At 23.7% G+C, this 18,873-nt stretch carries 14 protein-coding genes; 12 read left to right on the forward strand and 2 right to left on the reverse strand.

Features of this window, described 5'->3' with window-relative positions; genetic code table 4:
• Positions 1-13: 13 nt before the first annotated feature.
• Positions 14-841, reverse strand: coding sequence for a hypothetical protein (locus AACL01_RS01285; protein WP_339023116.1), 828 nt, complete (start codon positions 839-841; stop codon positions 14-16).
• 155 nt (positions 842-996) lie between these two features.
• Here AACL01_RS01285 and AACL01_RS01290 point away from each other — a divergent pair, with 155 nt between their 5' ends.
• The 12 genes from AACL01_RS01290 to AACL01_RS01345 all read left to right on the forward strand — a co-directional run bounded on the left by AACL01_RS01290 (position 997) and on the right by AACL01_RS01345 (position 17,683).
• Entirely contained in the window at positions 997-1,878 is an 882-nt protein-coding gene (locus AACL01_RS01290) for a lipoprotein (RefSeq protein ID WP_339023117.1), read from the forward strand.
• Positions 1,879-2,295: 417 nt separating this feature from the next.
• A complete protein-coding gene (locus AACL01_RS01295) occupies positions 2,296-3,630 on the forward strand; it encodes a DUF2130 domain-containing protein (RefSeq protein WP_339023118.1) in 1,335 nt (444 codons plus the stop codon).
• A 27-nt stretch (positions 3,631-3,657) separates the two neighbouring features.
• Entirely contained in the window at positions 3,658-3,792 is a 135-nt protein-coding gene (locus AACL01_RS01300; RefSeq protein ID WP_339023119.1) for a hypothetical protein, read from the forward strand.
• Positions 3,793-3,979: 187 nt separating this feature from the next.
• Positions 3,980-4,204, forward strand: a complete 225-nt coding sequence (locus AACL01_RS01305) for a hypothetical protein (protein ID WP_339023120.1) — start codon at positions 3,980-3,982, stop codon at positions 4,202-4,204.
• Positions 4,205-4,662: 458 nt separating this feature from the next.
• A complete protein-coding gene (locus AACL01_RS01310) occupies positions 4,663-6,693 on the forward strand; it encodes a PTS transporter subunit EIIC (RefSeq protein WP_339023121.1) in 2,031 nt (676 codons plus the stop codon).
• Positions 6,694-6,817: 124 nt separating this feature from the next.
• Positions 6,818-8,377, forward strand: a complete 1,560-nt coding sequence (locus AACL01_RS01315) for a type I restriction-modification system subunit M (protein WP_339023122.1) — start codon at positions 6,818-6,820, stop codon at positions 8,375-8,377.
• Positions 8,361-9,557 (forward strand): restriction endonuclease subunit S, encoded by a 1,197-nt coding sequence (locus AACL01_RS01320; protein WP_339023123.1) that lies wholly within the window; start codon positions 8,361-8,363, stop codon positions 9,555-9,557. Before AACL01_RS01315 ends, AACL01_RS01320 begins: the two co-directional genes overlap by 17 nt.
• Positions 9,550-12,543 carry a type I restriction endonuclease subunit R gene (locus AACL01_RS01325; RefSeq protein WP_339023125.1) on the forward strand — a complete coding sequence of 998 codons (2,994 nt, stop codon included), beginning with the start codon at positions 9,550-9,552 and terminating at the stop codon, positions 12,541-12,543. Before AACL01_RS01320 ends, AACL01_RS01325 begins: the two co-directional genes overlap by 8 nt.
• A gap of 103 nt (positions 12,544-12,646) precedes the next feature.
• Positions 12,647-12,934: a SemiSWEET family sugar transporter gene (locus AACL01_RS01330; RefSeq protein WP_339023127.1), complete on the forward strand. Its 288-nt coding sequence runs from the start codon at positions 12,647-12,649 to the stop codon at positions 12,932-12,934.
• A gap of 1,023 nt (positions 12,935-13,957) precedes the next feature.
• Positions 13,958-14,695 carry a DeoR/GlpR family DNA-binding transcription regulator gene (locus tag AACL01_RS01335; RefSeq protein ID WP_339023129.1) on the forward strand — a complete coding sequence of 246 codons (738 nt, stop codon included), beginning with the start codon at positions 13,958-13,960 and terminating at the stop codon, positions 14,693-14,695.
• A gap of 28 nt (positions 14,696-14,723) precedes the next feature.
• The gene (locus AACL01_RS01340) at positions 14,724-16,739 is read left to right on the forward strand and encodes a PTS transporter subunit EIIC (protein WP_339023131.1); all 2,016 of its coding nucleotides are present in this window, start codon (positions 14,724-14,726) and stop codon (positions 16,737-16,739) included.
• 2 nt (positions 16,740-16,741) lie between these two features.
• Entirely contained in the window at positions 16,742-17,683 is a 942-nt protein-coding gene (locus AACL01_RS01345) for a 1-phosphofructokinase family hexose kinase (RefSeq protein ID WP_339023133.1), read from the forward strand.
• 295 nt (positions 17,684-17,978) lie between these two features.
• Here the strand turns inward: AACL01_RS01345 and AACL01_RS01350 are convergent, their stop codons facing one another.
• The gene (locus AACL01_RS01350) at positions 17,979-18,803 is read right to left on the reverse strand and encodes a hypothetical protein (protein ID WP_339023135.1); all 825 of its coding nucleotides are present in this window, start codon (positions 18,801-18,803) and stop codon (positions 17,979-17,981) included.
• Positions 18,804-18,873: the final 70 nt, after the last annotated feature.

The following is an 18,873-nucleotide window of genomic DNA, read 5'->3' on the forward strand; positions in this document are numbered from 1 at the left end:
AAATAAAAATGCATTAATTATGCATTTTTTTATTTTCATTGATAACTGTAAAATTTATTCTTGATTGAAAAAATAAATTTCTTCCACTGGTTTTTTTATAATGTCAAACATTGACATCTACTAAACTAAAATCACCAATATTATATTCTTGATTATTATCTTTTTGTGTAACTTGATTATCATAAGAATAGTTAATTGCTTCTTGATGACCAGCAACTTTAAATGCTAAATCGAAGACAAAATGGTCTTTTTTAACTGAAAGATTATTCATGTTTAATGCGTTTGTGAAATTATCAATAAAACGTTTTTCTTCGTTTACGGCATCTTTTTGTGCTTCTGCATCAAAGTGTTGAAGAATAAACATTGCAACATCTGAAATCGTGATTTTATCACCATTTCAAGATAAAGGAGGGAAGTCATAAAGGGGATCATTGGGGTCTTTATTATTAACACATTTTGTCAATGTTGTTGTATATGTATCATTGCCCTCATAATTGTAGGGATTATTAAACTTAAATATTAAATCAACTGCAGTGTTATCTGCTTTATTGATTTTTCCATTAAGACTTTTTACGCGTGGTTTCAAATATTCTTTGTAATCATCGGTAACTTCATATTTATGTTTAATTTCATTAAATTTTTCGTCAAATAGAACAAGAGGTGGATAAGCTTGTTGTAAATCTCTTTTAATTAAAGCAACATATTGATCAATAAGTTCTTTAGTACTAGATTGATCATCTTTTTCATTATTATTTTTATTATTATGATTACAAGAAATTAAAGTTAATGTTGTTGTTGATGAAACAACTAATGTTCCTAGTAAGCTTAAAATTTTCCTCATTTATTACTCCATGTAATAGTTATTATATATTATTTATAAGTTATTAATCTTTGAATAAGTTACATATTTCTCTTTTTAGGGGTTATCCTTTATAATGATTAAAGACACTTTTAAAATAAATTAAAATTATTTTAAACATATAAATAGGAGAAATTATGAAAAAATTATTAGGGTTATTAGGAGCTTTTGGTCTTGTTACTGCCGCTGGTGTTACAGTTGTTTCATGTGGACATAAAAAAGCGGAAAACGTGGAAAACATAAAAACATTAGCAGAATTATTAAGTGGAGTTACAATTGTTGATACACAATCAAAAGATGATGTTTTAAAAGCAATTAAAGCTAAATTAGGAAATGCAAACCTTAAAAGTGATTATGTAGTTGAATTTAGTAATAAAGATGTTGCTACATTAACAAAAGCTGAAACAATTACTATCAAAGCATTACAAGATTTTAATATTGGTGATGCCATAGTTAAAGCAAATGATAGCTTCAAAATTACAGTTGCAGATGCCACAAAAGTAGAAACAGTTAAGATTGCTGATATTCAAGCTGAAGCAGATAAAATAAAAGGTAAAAAAAATTTACCAGAAGTGCAAACAGCATTAAATGACATTGTTGCTTTAGAAAAATTTAAAGATAAAATTCAATCATTAACAGGTGAGAATATTGATGGACAACCAACCAACGTTAAAGTAACTATCGTTTTAAAACCAAACTACAAACTTGATGTTAAAACAAATACAATTACAATTACTGGGGCAATACAAGATAATACTCCTAAAATAAAAATTAACGCTAAAGATATTAGTGATAAAATAACAATTTCAGGTTTTAAAACTATTGCAGAAGTCCAAAAACAACTAGATAAATTTGTTACTGGGACACCAGATTTTCCGGGAGTGATTCAATCATTAACAGCTAAAACTGATCCTGAAGAAAAAATTAATGTTATAGTAAAAATTAAATTAAATGAAGGATATGAACTTATAGGTGCTGATTGATTTAGAATTATAGGAGCAATTGACCCAAATAAATAAAAATTATAAATTTAACAATTAGCTACAAAATAAAAAAATGCATTATGTGCATTTTTTTATTTTAAATTATTTAAAACTGGTGAAAAAAGGCAAATTGTTTTTTTATGTCTAAATTTTAAAAATTAGTGAATTTTATTTTAATTTAGTGTATAATAATAAATAGGTATTAATACCGGAAAAAAGAAGCAATATTATTTTCTAAATAATAGATTTAGAAATGTTCGCAATTTTTTCAAAAATTATAACAAAAATATTTTTTGTTTGTTTAATTAAAATGAAATACATATTTTTTGTTTGTTTAATTAAAATGAAATACATATTTTTTGTTTGTTTAATTAAAATGAAATACGTCGCATTTTCTGTAAAAATAATTTTAAATATTAATACCAAAAAAAGTAAAGAAAAGAGGTCTCCATAATGGACATTAAATTAACATGTCCTAAATGTGAAAAAACATTTAGTGCAAACGAATTATTTGAACATAATTCAAACGAATACAATAAATTTATCAATGAAAAAGTAAATAAAAAACTATCTGAAGTTGTTTTAGAAAAAGAAAAACAAATAAATAAAGATAAATTTTTAGAAATTGAAAATCTAAAAATTAAATTAGAAAAAGAAAAAAGTGATTTTGAAAGAAATCTTCAAAAATTAAAAACGGAAGAAATTCAAGACAAATTAGAGATGATATCAAGCTTGAAAAACAAAATTAATTCTATGGAAGAAACAAAAAAACTAGAAATAGAAAATTATAAAGCCAAACTTGATGCTGAAAGAACAAGATTTCAAAACGAATTAATATCTAAACAGCAAAAAGAAAATCAAGACAAATTAGAGATGATATCAAGCTTGAAAAACAAAATTAATTCTATGGAAGAAACAAAAAAACTAGAAATAGAAAATTATAAAGCTAAATTAGAGGCAGAAAAAGAAAAATTTGATCAACAAATAAAAATTAAACTTTTAGAAATGGAAGATAAAATAAAATCTCCTTTATTAGAACAAATAGAAATTCTTAAACTTGCAAATGAAAAGCATAAAATAATAAATTCTAAAGTTAAGGGTGAGAATTTTGAACATGAAGTAGAGGCAGAATTAAAAAAAGTTTTTGGTTTTGTTGATAAAATTGAAAAAATAAATGATTCTTCACAAGAAAAAGCAGATTTTTTACAAACTGTTATTGTTGATAAAAATAAAATTGGAAAGATAGTATATGAAGTAAAAAATGCTAAATGAAGTGATGGTTGAGTTGAAAAACTTGTAAAAGATTGCGCAAGAAAAAATAGCAAATACGGAATACTTGTAGCAACATCATTTAAAGAAAAATATGGTTCAATACCATTTATAAAATCAACAGAGTACGACAATATATGAATTACTGATGACGAAGGGTTTATATTTGTTGCACAAATATTAAGAAAATTAGTTGAAGTTGATAGTAAGTTTGAAAAATATGCATCAAATGTTGGTGATGGAAAAAATGAAGAACAATTAAATGAATTATTTAAAATTAAAAATTCTCTTTCTGATTATTTAAAAAATGATTTAAAAGTTTTAATTTCTGATTTTGAAAAAGAATTTAAAAAAATGACTAAAGTTAGAAACTCTTTAATAAAAAATTCAAACGATATAACAGTGGTTGAAGAAAAATTAAGAAGAAAAATTAATAGTCAAATAATCAAAAAACTTGAAACAATTTCAGGTGAAACGTTTGAATATGGCAATGACGATGAAGATAACATCGAAGAATAAGATTAAATATAGAAAGAGAGGATACTTATGATAAATTGACATGCAAAAAAATATGAAGATTATAGAAGCGATTGTATTTGTACAGAATGCACAAAAATTAGAGTTTTGAATATTATTGCGACAGAAATGATTAAATTAACACATTCTATTAAATACAAATAACAATCAAAAGAATAAAAATTAAAGAAATTTTTTATTCTTATAATGGGGCAACTAGTGTTTTAAATCAGTGCAATTCTGATATGCTCCGCCAAATAGTTGTTATTAAAGATATGAATGATCTAAAATTGTCGTTTATTCTTTTTAAACAAACTTTATTAATATAAAAAATGAAAGGAGACGCTATATAGTGAAATCAAATTTAAAAAATTTAAGAGTTATTAGTGAAACTAACACCGGCTTAGATAAAAAATGATCTAATCGTCGTGGAACTTCTTTAACAAGAAACCAAGCGATGAAAATGTCAAAAGAACTTTTGAAATCAGAATATGGTCTTGAAAAAGTTCGCACTAAAAATGTGGAATATATAAGAGCATTGCCAACAAAAGGCAAAAAAAATAATAGACTAGATTAAACTAAAAAGATAAAAAGTAGAAAATCAATAATCTATTATTAATACAATTGTACCTTCTTGTGTTCTGAAATACAATAAGGCACAATTTATATAAAATATATAAAATTTTAAGCTTATAACAAAAATATACTTATCTTGTTTGATAACTAAAAAAGTTTTCGGAATTACAACCAAAAACTTTTTTATTTTTATATCAACAATATTTTTTAGGGTGTGAGAAATAATTGGTGGGGAAAACCAGTTTACAATTAATATATTAAATTTTTAACCAATAAAAAAGCAACAAAGTATCTTTCGAATCTTTTGCTACTTATAATAACTTTCAACTAAATCCACTACAGCATTTTGTCTGCATTTGCTTTTTTTTTTTTTTTTGTGCATGCTATTAATAGAGCACTGAGATATTGGAATCTTCAAAAAATTGCCTTGTTAATCAAATAAAAGAAAAGGAATTGATTATGCAAGCACATATTAATGACAAGATTGTTGAACCAGTTAAGTATATCAATAAGTGAGAAGTTGTTGCCGAAGAAATTTTTAATTTAGTCGGAACAAATAAAAATTATGAAACATATCAAAATTGCATGACGCGTTTAAGATTTGTTATTAAAGATAAAACTAAAGTGCAAGAAACAGCGTTACTAAATTTAGATATTGTTAAAGGAATAAATTATCAAGGTAATGAATTGCAAATCATTATTGGAGGAGCAGTTTATAAAGTTAAAGAAGCTTTAGATAGATTTGTTAAAAATGATTTTAAATTTGAGTTAAAAAATGTCAAAACTCACCAAGAAGGCTTTGATATTTTAGCTTGTGTTAAAGCAATTGTATTACCAATAATTCCTGCTATTATGGCAGCGGGGATGCTACAAGCAGTATATGTATTATTATCTGATAGTGTGGCAGGATTATATCCAGCAATTGATATTAAAAAACCATTAATTAATTATTCATGATTTAATGTGTTATTTTATATTGTGTCCCATGCAGGACTAGACTTTATCTCAATATTTTTCTTATATAACACCGTAAAATATTTTAACGGTAATACTAATGTTGGATTGTTATTAGGAATCATCTTTATATCACCATATTTTTTTAATCAACTCCCAATTGCTTGAACCACAATTACAGTTGGTGATGTAACATCAACAATAGGAATCAAACCATACCCAACATCAATTATTCCGATGGTGGCAGCGGGAATAATTTATGTGGTTATTGATAATTGAATTAAAAAGTGAATGCCTTCAGTAGTAGATATTATCTTTAGACACTTTTTATCAGTTTTGATTACATCATTAATTATTTTTATTGCTGTTGGTAATGTATTAGGGCTATTAGAGAGTGTTATTGGCTGTACTCTAGGATTATTAAGATTTATTCCTTGAGGTATCGGAACAGCGATATTTGGGATTTTTTGACAAGCAATTGTAATTACAGGAATTCATGGAGCGTTGATCCAATTTCTAATGTTGCCAGCCATTACCAATCCAGGAACTTCAGTACCATTAGTAATGGGATTTGTCTTTGGAACTTTTGGTCAATTAGGTGGAGGAATTGGAGTTGCTTTGAAAACTAAAAACCAAACTCTAAAACAACAAGCAATTGGGGCCATGCCTGCTAGTTTGTTTGGTATTACTGAACCAATGATTTATGGAGTTACTCTTCGTTGCGGGTTACCATTTATTACTGCATCACTTGGAGCTGGGGCAGGTGGAATCATCTACACAGGATTCTTTAATGGTGATTGACGTTTACCACCAGCCTTTGGGATTTTGGCCTTTGTATCATGTGGAACCACAGCTTCACAATATATTGGGTGATCACTTGGGGTTTTAGGAACCGTTGCTTTATCGGCAATCTTAACTTACTTTACTTTTAAAGATCGTCGTGATGAAGTTAAGGGAACTTTAAAATTAACTCATAAATTAAGTAAATGATTTGTTATAGATAATAATTTAAAAACATATCTTGATGAATTGGAAACTTTTGCTAAAACAAATTTTAAAGATAATAAAAAAATGGAAAAAGCTTTTCAAGAATGAGTTACTAGCAATTTTAAATATAACCATCTAAGTCAAAAACTAAGTGATTTACAAGCAAAATATGCCAAACTAGCAAATAAGGCTTTTATTAATAAAAAATATCATCTAGTTAAAAAATATAATAATAAATATAACAAGTTAGAAAATTCTGTCGCTCTTGATAAATTATGAAAAATTAAATTAGCAAAAGAACAAGTGGGGAGTGCATGGTTACAACAACTAGAAGTAAAACAACAAGCATATATGGAAATAGTGGCAAACATTATTGCCTTATTAAACCAAAAATCTCCAAGTTCAGAAATTAATAACTTAACAAATAATTATTATAATATTTGTCATTCATTAGATATTTCATATGACATTAATATTAAACAAAAACCATTATTTAAATATAAAAATTTTAAACTTAAACAACAAGAAGTTAAAGAAGTATTAGTTTAGTTTAATTTATAAATAAAAACACTACTTATGGTAGTGTTTTTTATATTTTGTTTTTTTGAAAAACTTGTAGTTTTTTAAATAATGTTTATAATAATTAAATATAATATTTAAATTAGGGAGAAAAATGGAAAAAAATAAAGAAATTCAAAGAAATGAATTATATAAATCAATTGGTCATATAGCAAATGATTTAAGAGGTTCGGTTGACGGATGGGATTTTAAACAATATGTTTTAGGAACAATGTTTTATAGATATATTTCAGAAAATCTTTGCAATTACATAAATAAAGGAGAGCATGAAGCAGGAGTCTTAAATTTTGATTATGCAAAAATAAGCGATGAAATTGCTGTAAAAATAAAGGATGGCATAATTAAAGAAAAAGGTTTTTTTATATTACCTTCACAACTTTTTTGTAATGTAAGATTAAATTCTTTTAAAAATGAAAATTTAAACGAAACATTACAAGATGTATTTAAAAGCATTGAAAAATCTTCGAAAGGCACAGAATCCGAAAAGAATTTTAAAGGTTTATTTGATGATATTGATGTAAATTCTAAAAAATTGGGTCAGTCTGTTGAAAAAAGAAATAAAAATTGATCAAGAATTTTAAATGCTATTGGAGAAATGAAACTTGGTAAATATAAAGAGAATAATATTGATGCATTTGGTGATGCATATGAATATTTAATGTCAATGTATGCAAGTAATGCCGGAAAATCTGGTGGTGAATTTTTTACCCCACAAGAAGTTTCGGAACTTTTAACACGCTTAACATTGGTTAATAAAAGTGAAATAAATAAAATATATGATCCAGCATGTGGTTCAGGATCACTATTATTACAATCAATAAAAATAATTGGAAAAGAAAACATAAAAAATGGTTTTTATGGTCAAGAAATAAATGTTACTACATATAATCTTTGTAGAATTAATATGTTTTTGCATGACATTGACTTTGATAAATTTAATATAGAATGTGAAGACACTTTAATTTCACCACGTCATTTAGATGATCAACCATTTGATGTAATTGTTTCAAATCCACCTTATTCTATAAAGTGAGAAGGTAATAGCAATCCAGTTTTAATTAATGATTCTAGATTTTTAGGTCCAGGTGTTTTAGCACCAAAATCAAAAGCGGATTTTGCTTTTATTCTACATATTTTATCATCGCTTTCTGAAGACGGAGTTGCTGCAATTGTTTGTTTTCCAGGAATAATGTATAGAAATGGTGCTGAACAAAAAATTAGAAAATATTTAATTGATAAAAATTTTATTGATACAATAATATATCTTCCTGAAAATTTATTTTTTGGAACAACAATTTCGACTTATATTATGGTTTTAAAAAAACAAAAATTAGATCATAATGTTTTATTTATAGATGCATCTAATGAATACATAAATTTTAAAAAAAATAACAAATTAAGTTCTGAAAACATTAAAAACATTTTAAATTGTTTTGAAAATAGACAAAATATTAATTTTTTTTCACATTTAGTTTCTTCTGAAGAAATTAAAGAAAATAATTATAATTTATTAATTTCTGATTATGTTGATAAAAAAAATTATGAAGTATTTACTGATATTAATTTTGTTAATAATGAGCTAGATAAATTGGTGAATGAAGCAAAAATTTTAAGAAATAAAATTGAAGTGTTAATTAATGGAGAAAAAAAATAATATGTTAAATGTTGGTGAAATAATAACTTCAAATATTAATGAAAATATTGAGTTAAAATATTTATGAGAAGTTACTATTTGAGACAAAAATTTTAGTAATTTAAAAGATATTGTTTTAAATAAAAAAATAAAGTATAAATATTTTTTAGTTAAAGATATAAAAAAAATAGTTAATAACAATGGAAATGTAAAAATATTAACAACCAATGAAACCAATTTATTTACAAGAGAAGAATTGGTTTTACCATTTCTTAATAAAGGACAAGTTGTTTGTATACCCGGTGGAGGAAATCCCATAGTTCAATATTTTAATGGAACTTTTATAACCACTGATAATAGATTAGCTGTTTCATTTGATGAAAATATTTTAAGAACAAAGTATTTATATTATTTTTTAAAAAATAATATAAATACTATTAAAAGCTTTTATAGGGGTTCTTCTTTGTTACACCCGGACATGTCTAAAATCTTAAAAATGCAAATACAAATACCCACAATCAAACATCAGGATAATATTATATTTCTTTTAGATAATTTAAATTTATTAATAAATAAATTAAAAAATAATTTAAATTGCGAAATAAATCTTCGTAAGTTAATTATAAAAAAATATATAGAAAATAAAACAAATAGTTTTAAAGATTTTCTTTCTTTAAAAGAAGTATGTGCAATAAATACAGGAAAAAGATTAACAAGAGCAAATTTAAATAAAAAATCAAAATATCCTGTTTATCATGCCGGAATCAAGCCGCTTGGATACTATAATTATTCAAATGCGCCAAAAAATACAACAATGATAATAAATACTGGCGATGCTGGAAAAATAGGTTTTTCTAAGGAAGATTTTTGATCTTCAGATGGTTGCTATTGGCTAAAATGTAATGATTCTTATAACAATAAATTTTTGTATTATTTTTTATTATCAAAAGAAGATTTTCTTAAAAGTAAAATTAGAAAAGGCGGAATACCAACATTAAATAAAGAAGTTGTTCAAAAATTAAAGGTTCCATTTGTTAGTTATGAAGAACAAAATAATATTGTAACTTTTTTGGATAATTTGTTAGATTATAGTAATGAACTTATTAACAATTTAAATTTAGAAATAAAAAATTTAGAAGTTAAGGAAAAATATTATATTAATAAATTATTTTCATATAAAAAGGAAATAAAAAATGATTAAAAAAAATGCAACAGTAATTGAAGAATATGTTTTTCAAAATCAAAAATATAATAATTATTCAGAAAAAGATATTGAAGAGAAATTAATAGAAGTTTTAAAAAATGAATCTTATGAACATCTTAAAATAAAAAGTGAAATAGAGTTAATCAAAAATTTAAGAAATAAAATTGAAAAATTAAATAACTTTTTATTTACAGATAATGAATGAAAAATTTTTTTCACAGAAATATTAGCAAATCCAAATAATGGAATTATAGAAAAAACCAAAATTATTCAAGAAGATTATAAACAAGTTGTAAAACTTGATAATGGTAATTTTAAAAATATAAATTTAATTGACAAAAAAAATTTATATAATAATTGTTTACAAGTAATAAATCAATATTCGAATAAAACTGAAAATCATAGCAGTAGATATGATGTAACATTGCTTGTTAATGGTTTTCCACTTGTTCATATTGAATTAAAAAAAAGAGGTGTTTCTATAAAAGAAGCGTTTAACCAAATAGGCAGATATCAAAATGAATCTTTTTTTGCTGGAGCAGGGTTGTTTGAGTATATTCAAATTTTTGTAATATCTAATGAAATAAGAACTAAATATTATTCAAATACAACAAGAAAAGACAAAAGTCATAATTATAGTAAAAGTTTTGCATTTACTTCATACTGAACAGACAAAAATAATAACATAATAAATAATATTTTTGATTTTGCAAAATCATTTTTTAATAAAAACACTATTTTAAATATAATAACAAAATATTGTGTTCTTACTTCAGAAAATATGTTGTTAGTAATGAGACCATATCAAATAGTTGCTTCAGAATCAATAATAAATAAAATCAATTTTATAAATCATAATAATAATTTTGGTAAAAAAAATTCCGGTGGATATATTTGACACACAACAGGAAGTGGAAAAACATTAACCTCTTTTAAGACAGCAAAGTTAATAACTGAATTAGATTTTATTGAAAAAACGATTTTTGTTGTTGATAGAAAAGATCTAGATTATCAAACAATAAAAGAATACGATAAATTTGAAAAGGGTGCTGCTAATTCAAATAATTCAACTGCTATTTTAAAAAAACAATTAGAAAGTTTTAACTCTAAAATTATAGTTACAACAATTCAAAAACTTTCAAATTTTGTTAAAAATAATAAAAATCATGTTTCTTTTAACAAAAATATTGTTTTTATTTTTGATGAGTGTCATAGATCTCAATTTGGAAAAATGCATTTAGAGTTAACAAGTAATTTTAAAAAATATTGTTTATTTGGTTTTACTGGAACACCTATTTTTGCAAATAACATAAATAATAAAAATGATTATTATTTAAAAACTACAGAAGAAGTATTTGGAGAAAAGTTGCATTCTTATACGATAGCCGATGCAATTAAGGATCAAAACGTTTTACCTTTTAAGGTAGATTTTGTCAATACAATAAAACAAAAAAATGAAGCATTGAATTCTAATTTTTATAATGTAGATAAAGAAAGTGCTTTTTTAAATTCAAAAAGAATAAAAAACATAACTGAATATATAATAAAAAATTTTGATAAAAAAACATACAAATCATATAATTACAAAAAAATTACAGAATCGAATGATTCAAAAATAAAAGTATTAAATGGTTTTAATTCAATTTTAGCAGTATCTTCAATTAATGCAGCAAAAAAATATTATTCAGAATTCAAAAATCAATTAAAAACTGCTAAAAACAAATTAAAGGTAGCATTAATATATTCTTACTCGGTAAACGAAGAAGAAAATGATGGAATTCTTTATGAAGAAAATAATGAAAGTGTTTCAGAGTTGGATTATAACTCAAAACAATTTCTTGAAAATGCAATAAAAGATTACAACAATCTATTTAATACAAATTTTGATACAAGCTCAGATAAATTTAACAATTATTATAAAGATTTATCGATTAGAGTTAAAAATAAAGAAATTGACATATTAATAGTGGTTAACATGTTTTTGACAGGATTTGATTCTCCAACGTTAAATACTTTATGAATTGATAAAAATTTAAAATCGCATGGTCTAATACAAGCCTTTTCAAGAACTAATAGAATTTTAAATTCTATCAAACAATTCGGTAATATTGTGTGTTTTAGAAATTTAGAAAAAGAAACCAATGATGCTATTAAAATGTTTGGTAATGATAATAATCTTGAATATGTTTTGTTAAAAAAATTTGATGATTATTATAATGGTTTTACAAAAAGTAATGGAGAAAGGGTTCAGGGTTTTGTCGAAATTGCAAATCAATTATTAGAAAATTTTTCTTTAAGTAATGAATGAAATTTATCTAATAAAGAAAAAAATAGTTTTATTAAAATTTTTGGTAAATATTTAAAAATTAAAAATATATTAAAAACTTATGACGAATTTGAAAATAAAGAAATTCTTACTGTAGAGCAGGATCAAGAATATTGCGGAAAATACATTGATTTAAGAGAAGAATTAATTTTAAATAAAAATCAATTTGAAAATAAAGAAATTAGTGACAATATAACATTTGAAATTGAACTTTTAAAAAATATTGAAATAAATATTGAATACATATTATTTTTAATAAAAAATAATATTAATGATTTAGATAATTTAAATTTTAAAAAACAATTAAATAACGCAATATCATCTTCAATGAATTTAAGGACAAAAAAAGAATTAATTAATTTATTTATAATTGAAAATAGCAAAATCAATAATAATTTTATTGAGTGAAAGACTTTTATAAATAACAAAAAAGAATTTGATTTAAAAAAAATTATTAATACATACGGATTAAAAGAAGACGAAACCAGAACATTTCTAAAAAATTCTTTCGAATATAGATATATTAAAAAAATTGGAACGGACCTTGATAAAATAATGCCTAGAATTTCTCGTTTTTCTAATGAAAATTATTATGTTAAAAAAACAAAAATAATAAAAGAATTGGAGAATTACTTTTATAATTATTTTGATATTTAAAATAATATAAATTAATAATTTTTTTCACTAAATTAAACATACTTATGTATGTTTTTTTATTTTCCTTTACAATAAATTTATAAAAAAATAAGGAATTGAATACATGCATATATTACTACTAACTAACAATAGTCAAGCTACTGACATATTAGGGTGATTAGGAACAATTTTATCATCATTGTTTTTATTACCACAAGTTATAAAAATTATTAAAACCAAGAACATTTCAGACATTAGCTTTTTAACAATGTTTATTTTAATGGTTGCCCAAGTTGTTTGAATTGCTTATGCAATTATGATTGGATCAACCCAACTTTGCGTAGCTAATGTAATCCAATGTTTTTTTACAACGATCATAGTAATTTTAAAAACATATAAATTTATAAAATAAAATATAAAGCACTTTTATTAAATTTTAATTAAAAACAATGTATTGATTATTTAATAAAAACAAAAAAATAGTTATTTTTAACTATTTTTTTGTTTTGTTGTCAATGACAGGAAAAAGCCCATGATAAAATTTAATTATAAAAATGCAAACATGTTATTTAAAAAAATAAAAGAAATTTATTAATTATATTAAAAGCTATCATTGAGTTTATAAAACTTATTAAAAAATAAATTTAATTAATACTTATAAGGAGTGTTTAAAATGTTTATTAAAAATAAAAAAAATATATTTAGTATTAATGAAAAATATTATTTATACAAGTATATTGAATCCTGAATAGATTTATGATTTCTTTTTTATGAAATAAAATTTTTTTCAATTAATAGTAATTACACAATTGATAAAATGTACATAATTCATTTTTTTTGAATTTTTTTTGTTTATTATATAAATAAAATTTTTGAGAAAAAAATAATTAAAAATAATAATGAATTTAATATATTTAATTTAATTGAAAAACTGCAGTTATTATTATTACTGTTATTTTTAATAAAAACCTTTATTTGTTTTAATTTAAAAACATTTTTAACACTAAATTCAAATTATTTAATGATTTCAATTACCGTTAAATCTTTTTTAACAGTTGTAACTTTTTTATGATTTCTCAACTCAAAAATAATTGAAAAAAATTCTAAAACTTTATGAATTATAATGTTTTTTTTACTTATTGGAATAATAATTTACTTTATTTTTTTCAATTTTTCTCTTAATGAAGCAATAAAAAAATGTAAACTTTGTTAATAATTTAAAAGTGTTAAAATAAAAATGTAATAAATAAAATAAAGTTATCCTGTTTAAATTTTTAACTTGAGTTATTTTTACTTGTTTGTAGTTTTGTTTGATTTTTTTCAATTGCTTTTTATGACAATTAATTTTCCAAAATCATTTTATAATTTAATATTTTTTAAAGTATTTTAAACTTTTTTAAAAATAACATATAATTAATTTAAGGGGGAAACAACATTGCTTAAAGAAGAAAGACATAAAATTATTCTAGAATTAGTAAATCAAAACAATTTTGTAAAAAATATTGATATTTTACATCATACAAATGCTACAATTCAAACAATTATTGCTGATATTAATTATTTACATTTAAAGAAAAAATTAATTAAAGTTTACGGAGGAGCTAAATCTTTAAAAACCGAATTTAAAAATTATGAAAGTTTTGATGAAGAAAAGAAATCCAAAAATATATTAAATAAAATTAAAATTGCCAAAGCTGCTGCTAATTTAATTGAAGACAATGATTTAATTTTTATTGATACTGGAACCACAACTGCCGAATTAATTCCATTTTTAAAAGATAAAAATGTCCAAGTAGTTACTAACGGTTATTCCAATGCTTTACTTTTGCTTGAACAAGGAATTGAAAATGTGTGTTTAATTGGTGGAACAATCATTCCAACAACACACGCCATAGCTGGTGAAGCAGCATTAAAATTTTTGAATAATTTTCACTTTGATAAAGCCTTTATTGGGATGAATAATTTAAACAATAATGAATTTTATACAACAAATTTACAAGAAGCTTTAATAAAAGAAAAAGTTATTTTAAATAGTGAAATTGCTTGTATTTTGATGGATGTTTCAAAATTTAATTCTAAAAATAAAATTATTGTTAATGTTGAAAAAAACATTGTTTTAATAAGTGATGTTAAACCCTCTGATTATAGTAAAAAATTTATTTTAGCAAAATAATTTAAGAAGGGAAAAGGAATACAAAACAATGAGCAAAGAATCTAAACAAGAATTAATTGTTCAAAATATTTTAGATAAAATTGGTGGTAAACAAAATGTAAAAGATGTTTATCATTGTGCTACAAGAATGCGTTTATCATTATTTAACGATGATCTAGCAAAAGTATCTGAAATCAAAACAATATCAAATATTCAGGGAGCACTTTGGTCTAATGGCGAATTACAAATCATCATTGGAGCTGAAGTTCCTAAGATTACTAATCTATTAAAACAAAAGTTAGGTTTAGAAACCCAAACTACTGCAATCAACGGTGATGGTAAGGGTGAGTTTATTTTAGAAAATAAACACGCAAAATCAAATGTTGCCACATATCGTAGATTTTTAAAATCAGTATCTGCCATATTTGGACCATTAATACCATTTTTAATTGGTGTTGGTCTAATAATGGCTTTACAACAATTGCTAAATCGTGCCGGAGTAGTTAAAATTCCAGATGGCAAAGGTGTTATTGGGGTTGATTACAATATGTTTGATTATGCATTAAACATCATTGCTTCAACAGGATTTAAAATGATGGGAGTTATTGCGATTTGATCAACTGTAAGATATTTAGGGGGTAATCCAGTAATTGCATTGGCATTAGGATTAATTATGGTATCTCCAAATATTGCAATGACCAATATTGATAATCAAGGTAACCCCACAGGATTTCACATTATGTCTTTAGGAAGTTGAGACATTAACTTTAAACCATTTTATTCAACTATCTTAGTATTTATTGTTATGGGAGTAATTGTGGCATATAGTCAAAGAGCGATGGAAAGATATTTTAATCCAGTTGCAAACTTTGTTTTAAATCCATTTATTATTTTATTAATCGGATCATTAATGGCATTTTTTATTATGGGTCCAATTATGGGAATATTAGAAAATGTTTTATTAAAAGTCTTTAATTGATTTATGACTTTACCAATTGGTATTGGAACATTAATTGTAGGATTAACTTGACAATTACTAGTTGTTATTGGGGTTCATAACATTTTATTCTTTGTAGCTGTCGCAGAAGTACAACAAGGTAATTCATCATTATTTCTAGCAGCGGCTTTTGCGGCTGCTTGAGCACAAATGGGGGCTGCTGTTGGAGTTGGTTTAAGAAGTAAAAAAGCTGTTGATAAATCAGCTGCATATGCCGCTGCATTACCAGGAATAATATCTGGTCCAACCGAATCATGTATTTATGGTGTTAATTTACCTAAAGGACTACCATTCTTTACTGGTGTACTAGCTGGTGGAATTGGTGGATGATTAATTGGTATCTTTGGAGTAAAACTAGATACACTAGCAGGACTAGGGGGAATCATTGGTTTCTTAGCATATACTAATAAATTATGACAAGCAATTGTAATTGATTTAGGATCATTTGGATTAGGAATTTTAATTACATGACTTTGTTATCGAGAAACAAAAACAGAAAAAGCACTTGCTGCAAAAACATTAAGATTATTTGTTAAATCATATAAAAATGATTTAAAAACAAATTTAGAACTTAAAGTTGCACATGAAGATTTAAAAAAAGAAATTGATTTATTAAAAGAACTAAATATTGAAAGTGCAAATTACCAAAAACTATTAATTAAAAAACTAAATTATGAATTTAAATTAAATAAAATAAAAGAAATCAATGAAGCAAAACTAGCTAAAATGTTTGATAAAGGTCAAGCATTAGTTAATAGCAAAAATGCTGAAAAAATTTCTAAAGGTAATGAATTAATTAAAAATTCTGAACAAGAATTAGTTTATAAAGCTGCAAAAATTAATTATTTAGAAACAAAAATTGCAGAAATTAATAATTTAATTTCATCAACGCATGAAGAATTAAATTCTAATATTCAAAAACACTATGAACAAATTGTTGCTAAAATTGCTAAAATTGAAGTAATTAAAAATAATAACTATTCAACAATTAAAGATCGTTATTTTAATGATTTATACAATGTTGATATTCAACAACAAATTATTAAACCAAGAATAATAGGAGAATAATAATGAACAACAAGATATTTATCATCTCATTAAACCCTGCAATTGATTATGTGTTGAATTTTGAAAATTTTATTAAAAATAAAACTAATAGACCATATAAAAAAGATATGTATCCAGCTGGAAAGGGGATTCATGTTTCCATGATTTTAAATAGTTTAAAGTATTTAAATAATGAATCAATTATTTTTATTGGTGGTGATTTTCAAAACTACTTTACTAATAAATTAAATGACCAAAATATTAAATATAAATTATTTCAAGCGAATGGTGATATTCGCATTAATTTAAAAATTATTGACAGTGAACAAACTGAAGCTAGTGCATCAGGTCCAGAAATTTCACAAACTGAAATTAATAAGATGTTTGATTATTTAAAAGAAAATGTCAAACCTGGTGATTATATTATTGCTAACGGAAGTTTACCTTTAAATATGAGTGAAGATATATATGCAAAGATTACTAGTTTAGCTAATGAATTACAAGCAAAATGTGTAATTGATGCATTTGGTTTATCGTTAACTCAAGCAATAAAACATAAACCATTTTTAATTAAACCAAATGTGGAAGAATTAGAAATGACATTAAAAACTAAATTAACTTCTAAAACAGATATTAAAAATGCTTGTTTAAAGTTAATCGCTTCAGGAGTAGAAAATATATTAGTTTCAATGGGAAGCGATGGTGCGATGTTTGTGAATAAAACACAAGCATTATATTGTCCGATTTATAATTGAAACAACAAACTAGTTAATGCAGCAGGGGCTGGTGATAGTATGCTTGGTGGTTTTATAGAAACTTATATTAATAGTAATAACTTTGAACAAGCCTTAAAATTTTCAATAATATGTGGAAGCGGAACTGCTTATTCACAAAGAATTGCTTCTTCAGAAATGATTCAAGAACTTGCTAAAAATATTAATGATTTAAAAGTTATTAAGATTTAAAGATTATTATAAAAAAAGAGCGTGTGCTCTTTTTTTGTTTTTACAATGACATTTCTAAAATCGATTTAATTATTAAATTAATGAAATAATAGATCTTTTTAAAATTATTTATTATCATCGAAAGCAAACAATAGATTTATTTTTATAGAAATTAGAAAATTCGTGTTTCATCTTTATTTCATAACGTCGATAAAAAAATAATCGAATTTTAAATTTTTTTATGATAATTCTATTATCATTTATTAAGTTGATAAAAAAATCACCCCATAACCTTTATCGACAATTCCTCTAAGAATTATTTTAGGTTCTTGCGGGTTTGCATATTTATAAAACTCAAATGCATTTTATCGAGATTTCTTCGCTCAATTATATTGTTAGCAACTAAAAATTTTTTTACAATTTCAACATTATTATTAAACTTTACATCAGATTTAAATACACCAGTTTTATTAATTAAAGTTTCTATAGGTAGGGGTGTTATATCTGTTATATCAAACATGTTTTTAAATCTTGAAAATATATAATTAATTTTTTCAATAGCTAAATCTAGGTAAATTTGAGAAGTATACTGAAAATTATTAAATGATGGAAACTGCATAAAAAAATTATTTCCAATAACATCTGTAATATTCATCGGTAATTTATTTTCAGCAACGTTATAGAAAACAGTAACTGTTCCATAAAAAACATAAAATAAATTATGAGCATCTTCAACGGTGCTTATTTTTGTTGAATTATTAGTTATATTAGTTATTTTAATAAACTTAAATTCTAATACGGGTTTAAACGGGGCTTGTATTGAAGAAATATTTTTATAATGTTCTAGCATGGGATAATATTTTTCATGATAATTAAACGGTTCTAAATTAATGTTTTTTGCATTATTTTTTACACACAATCGTTCTCAAATTTTACTAGATGAAGGATTTTGATGTGCTTTATCCAAACCTTTTGGATAAAGAAATGTTCCTAAATTTTGGTTTATAATTATTTTATTAATATTAATTATTTCGCTATTGCCAAAAATCAATGAAGGCATTAATAAAATTACTAAAGTCAATGAAGGTATTGAATAAACTGCTACAATCACAAAAACTAATTTAGTTATTCTGCGGATCATTTATTCAGGCACTCCATATCAAAAACCAGTTTTTCCAAATCCTCAAACATCATCTTTTTTAATAATTTTT

It is taken from the genome of Spiroplasma endosymbiont of Crioceris asparagi, assembly GCF_964020035.1.
Taxonomy (GTDB): domain Bacteria; phylum Bacillota_I; class Bacilli_A; order Mycoplasmatales; family Mycoplasmataceae; genus TIUS-1.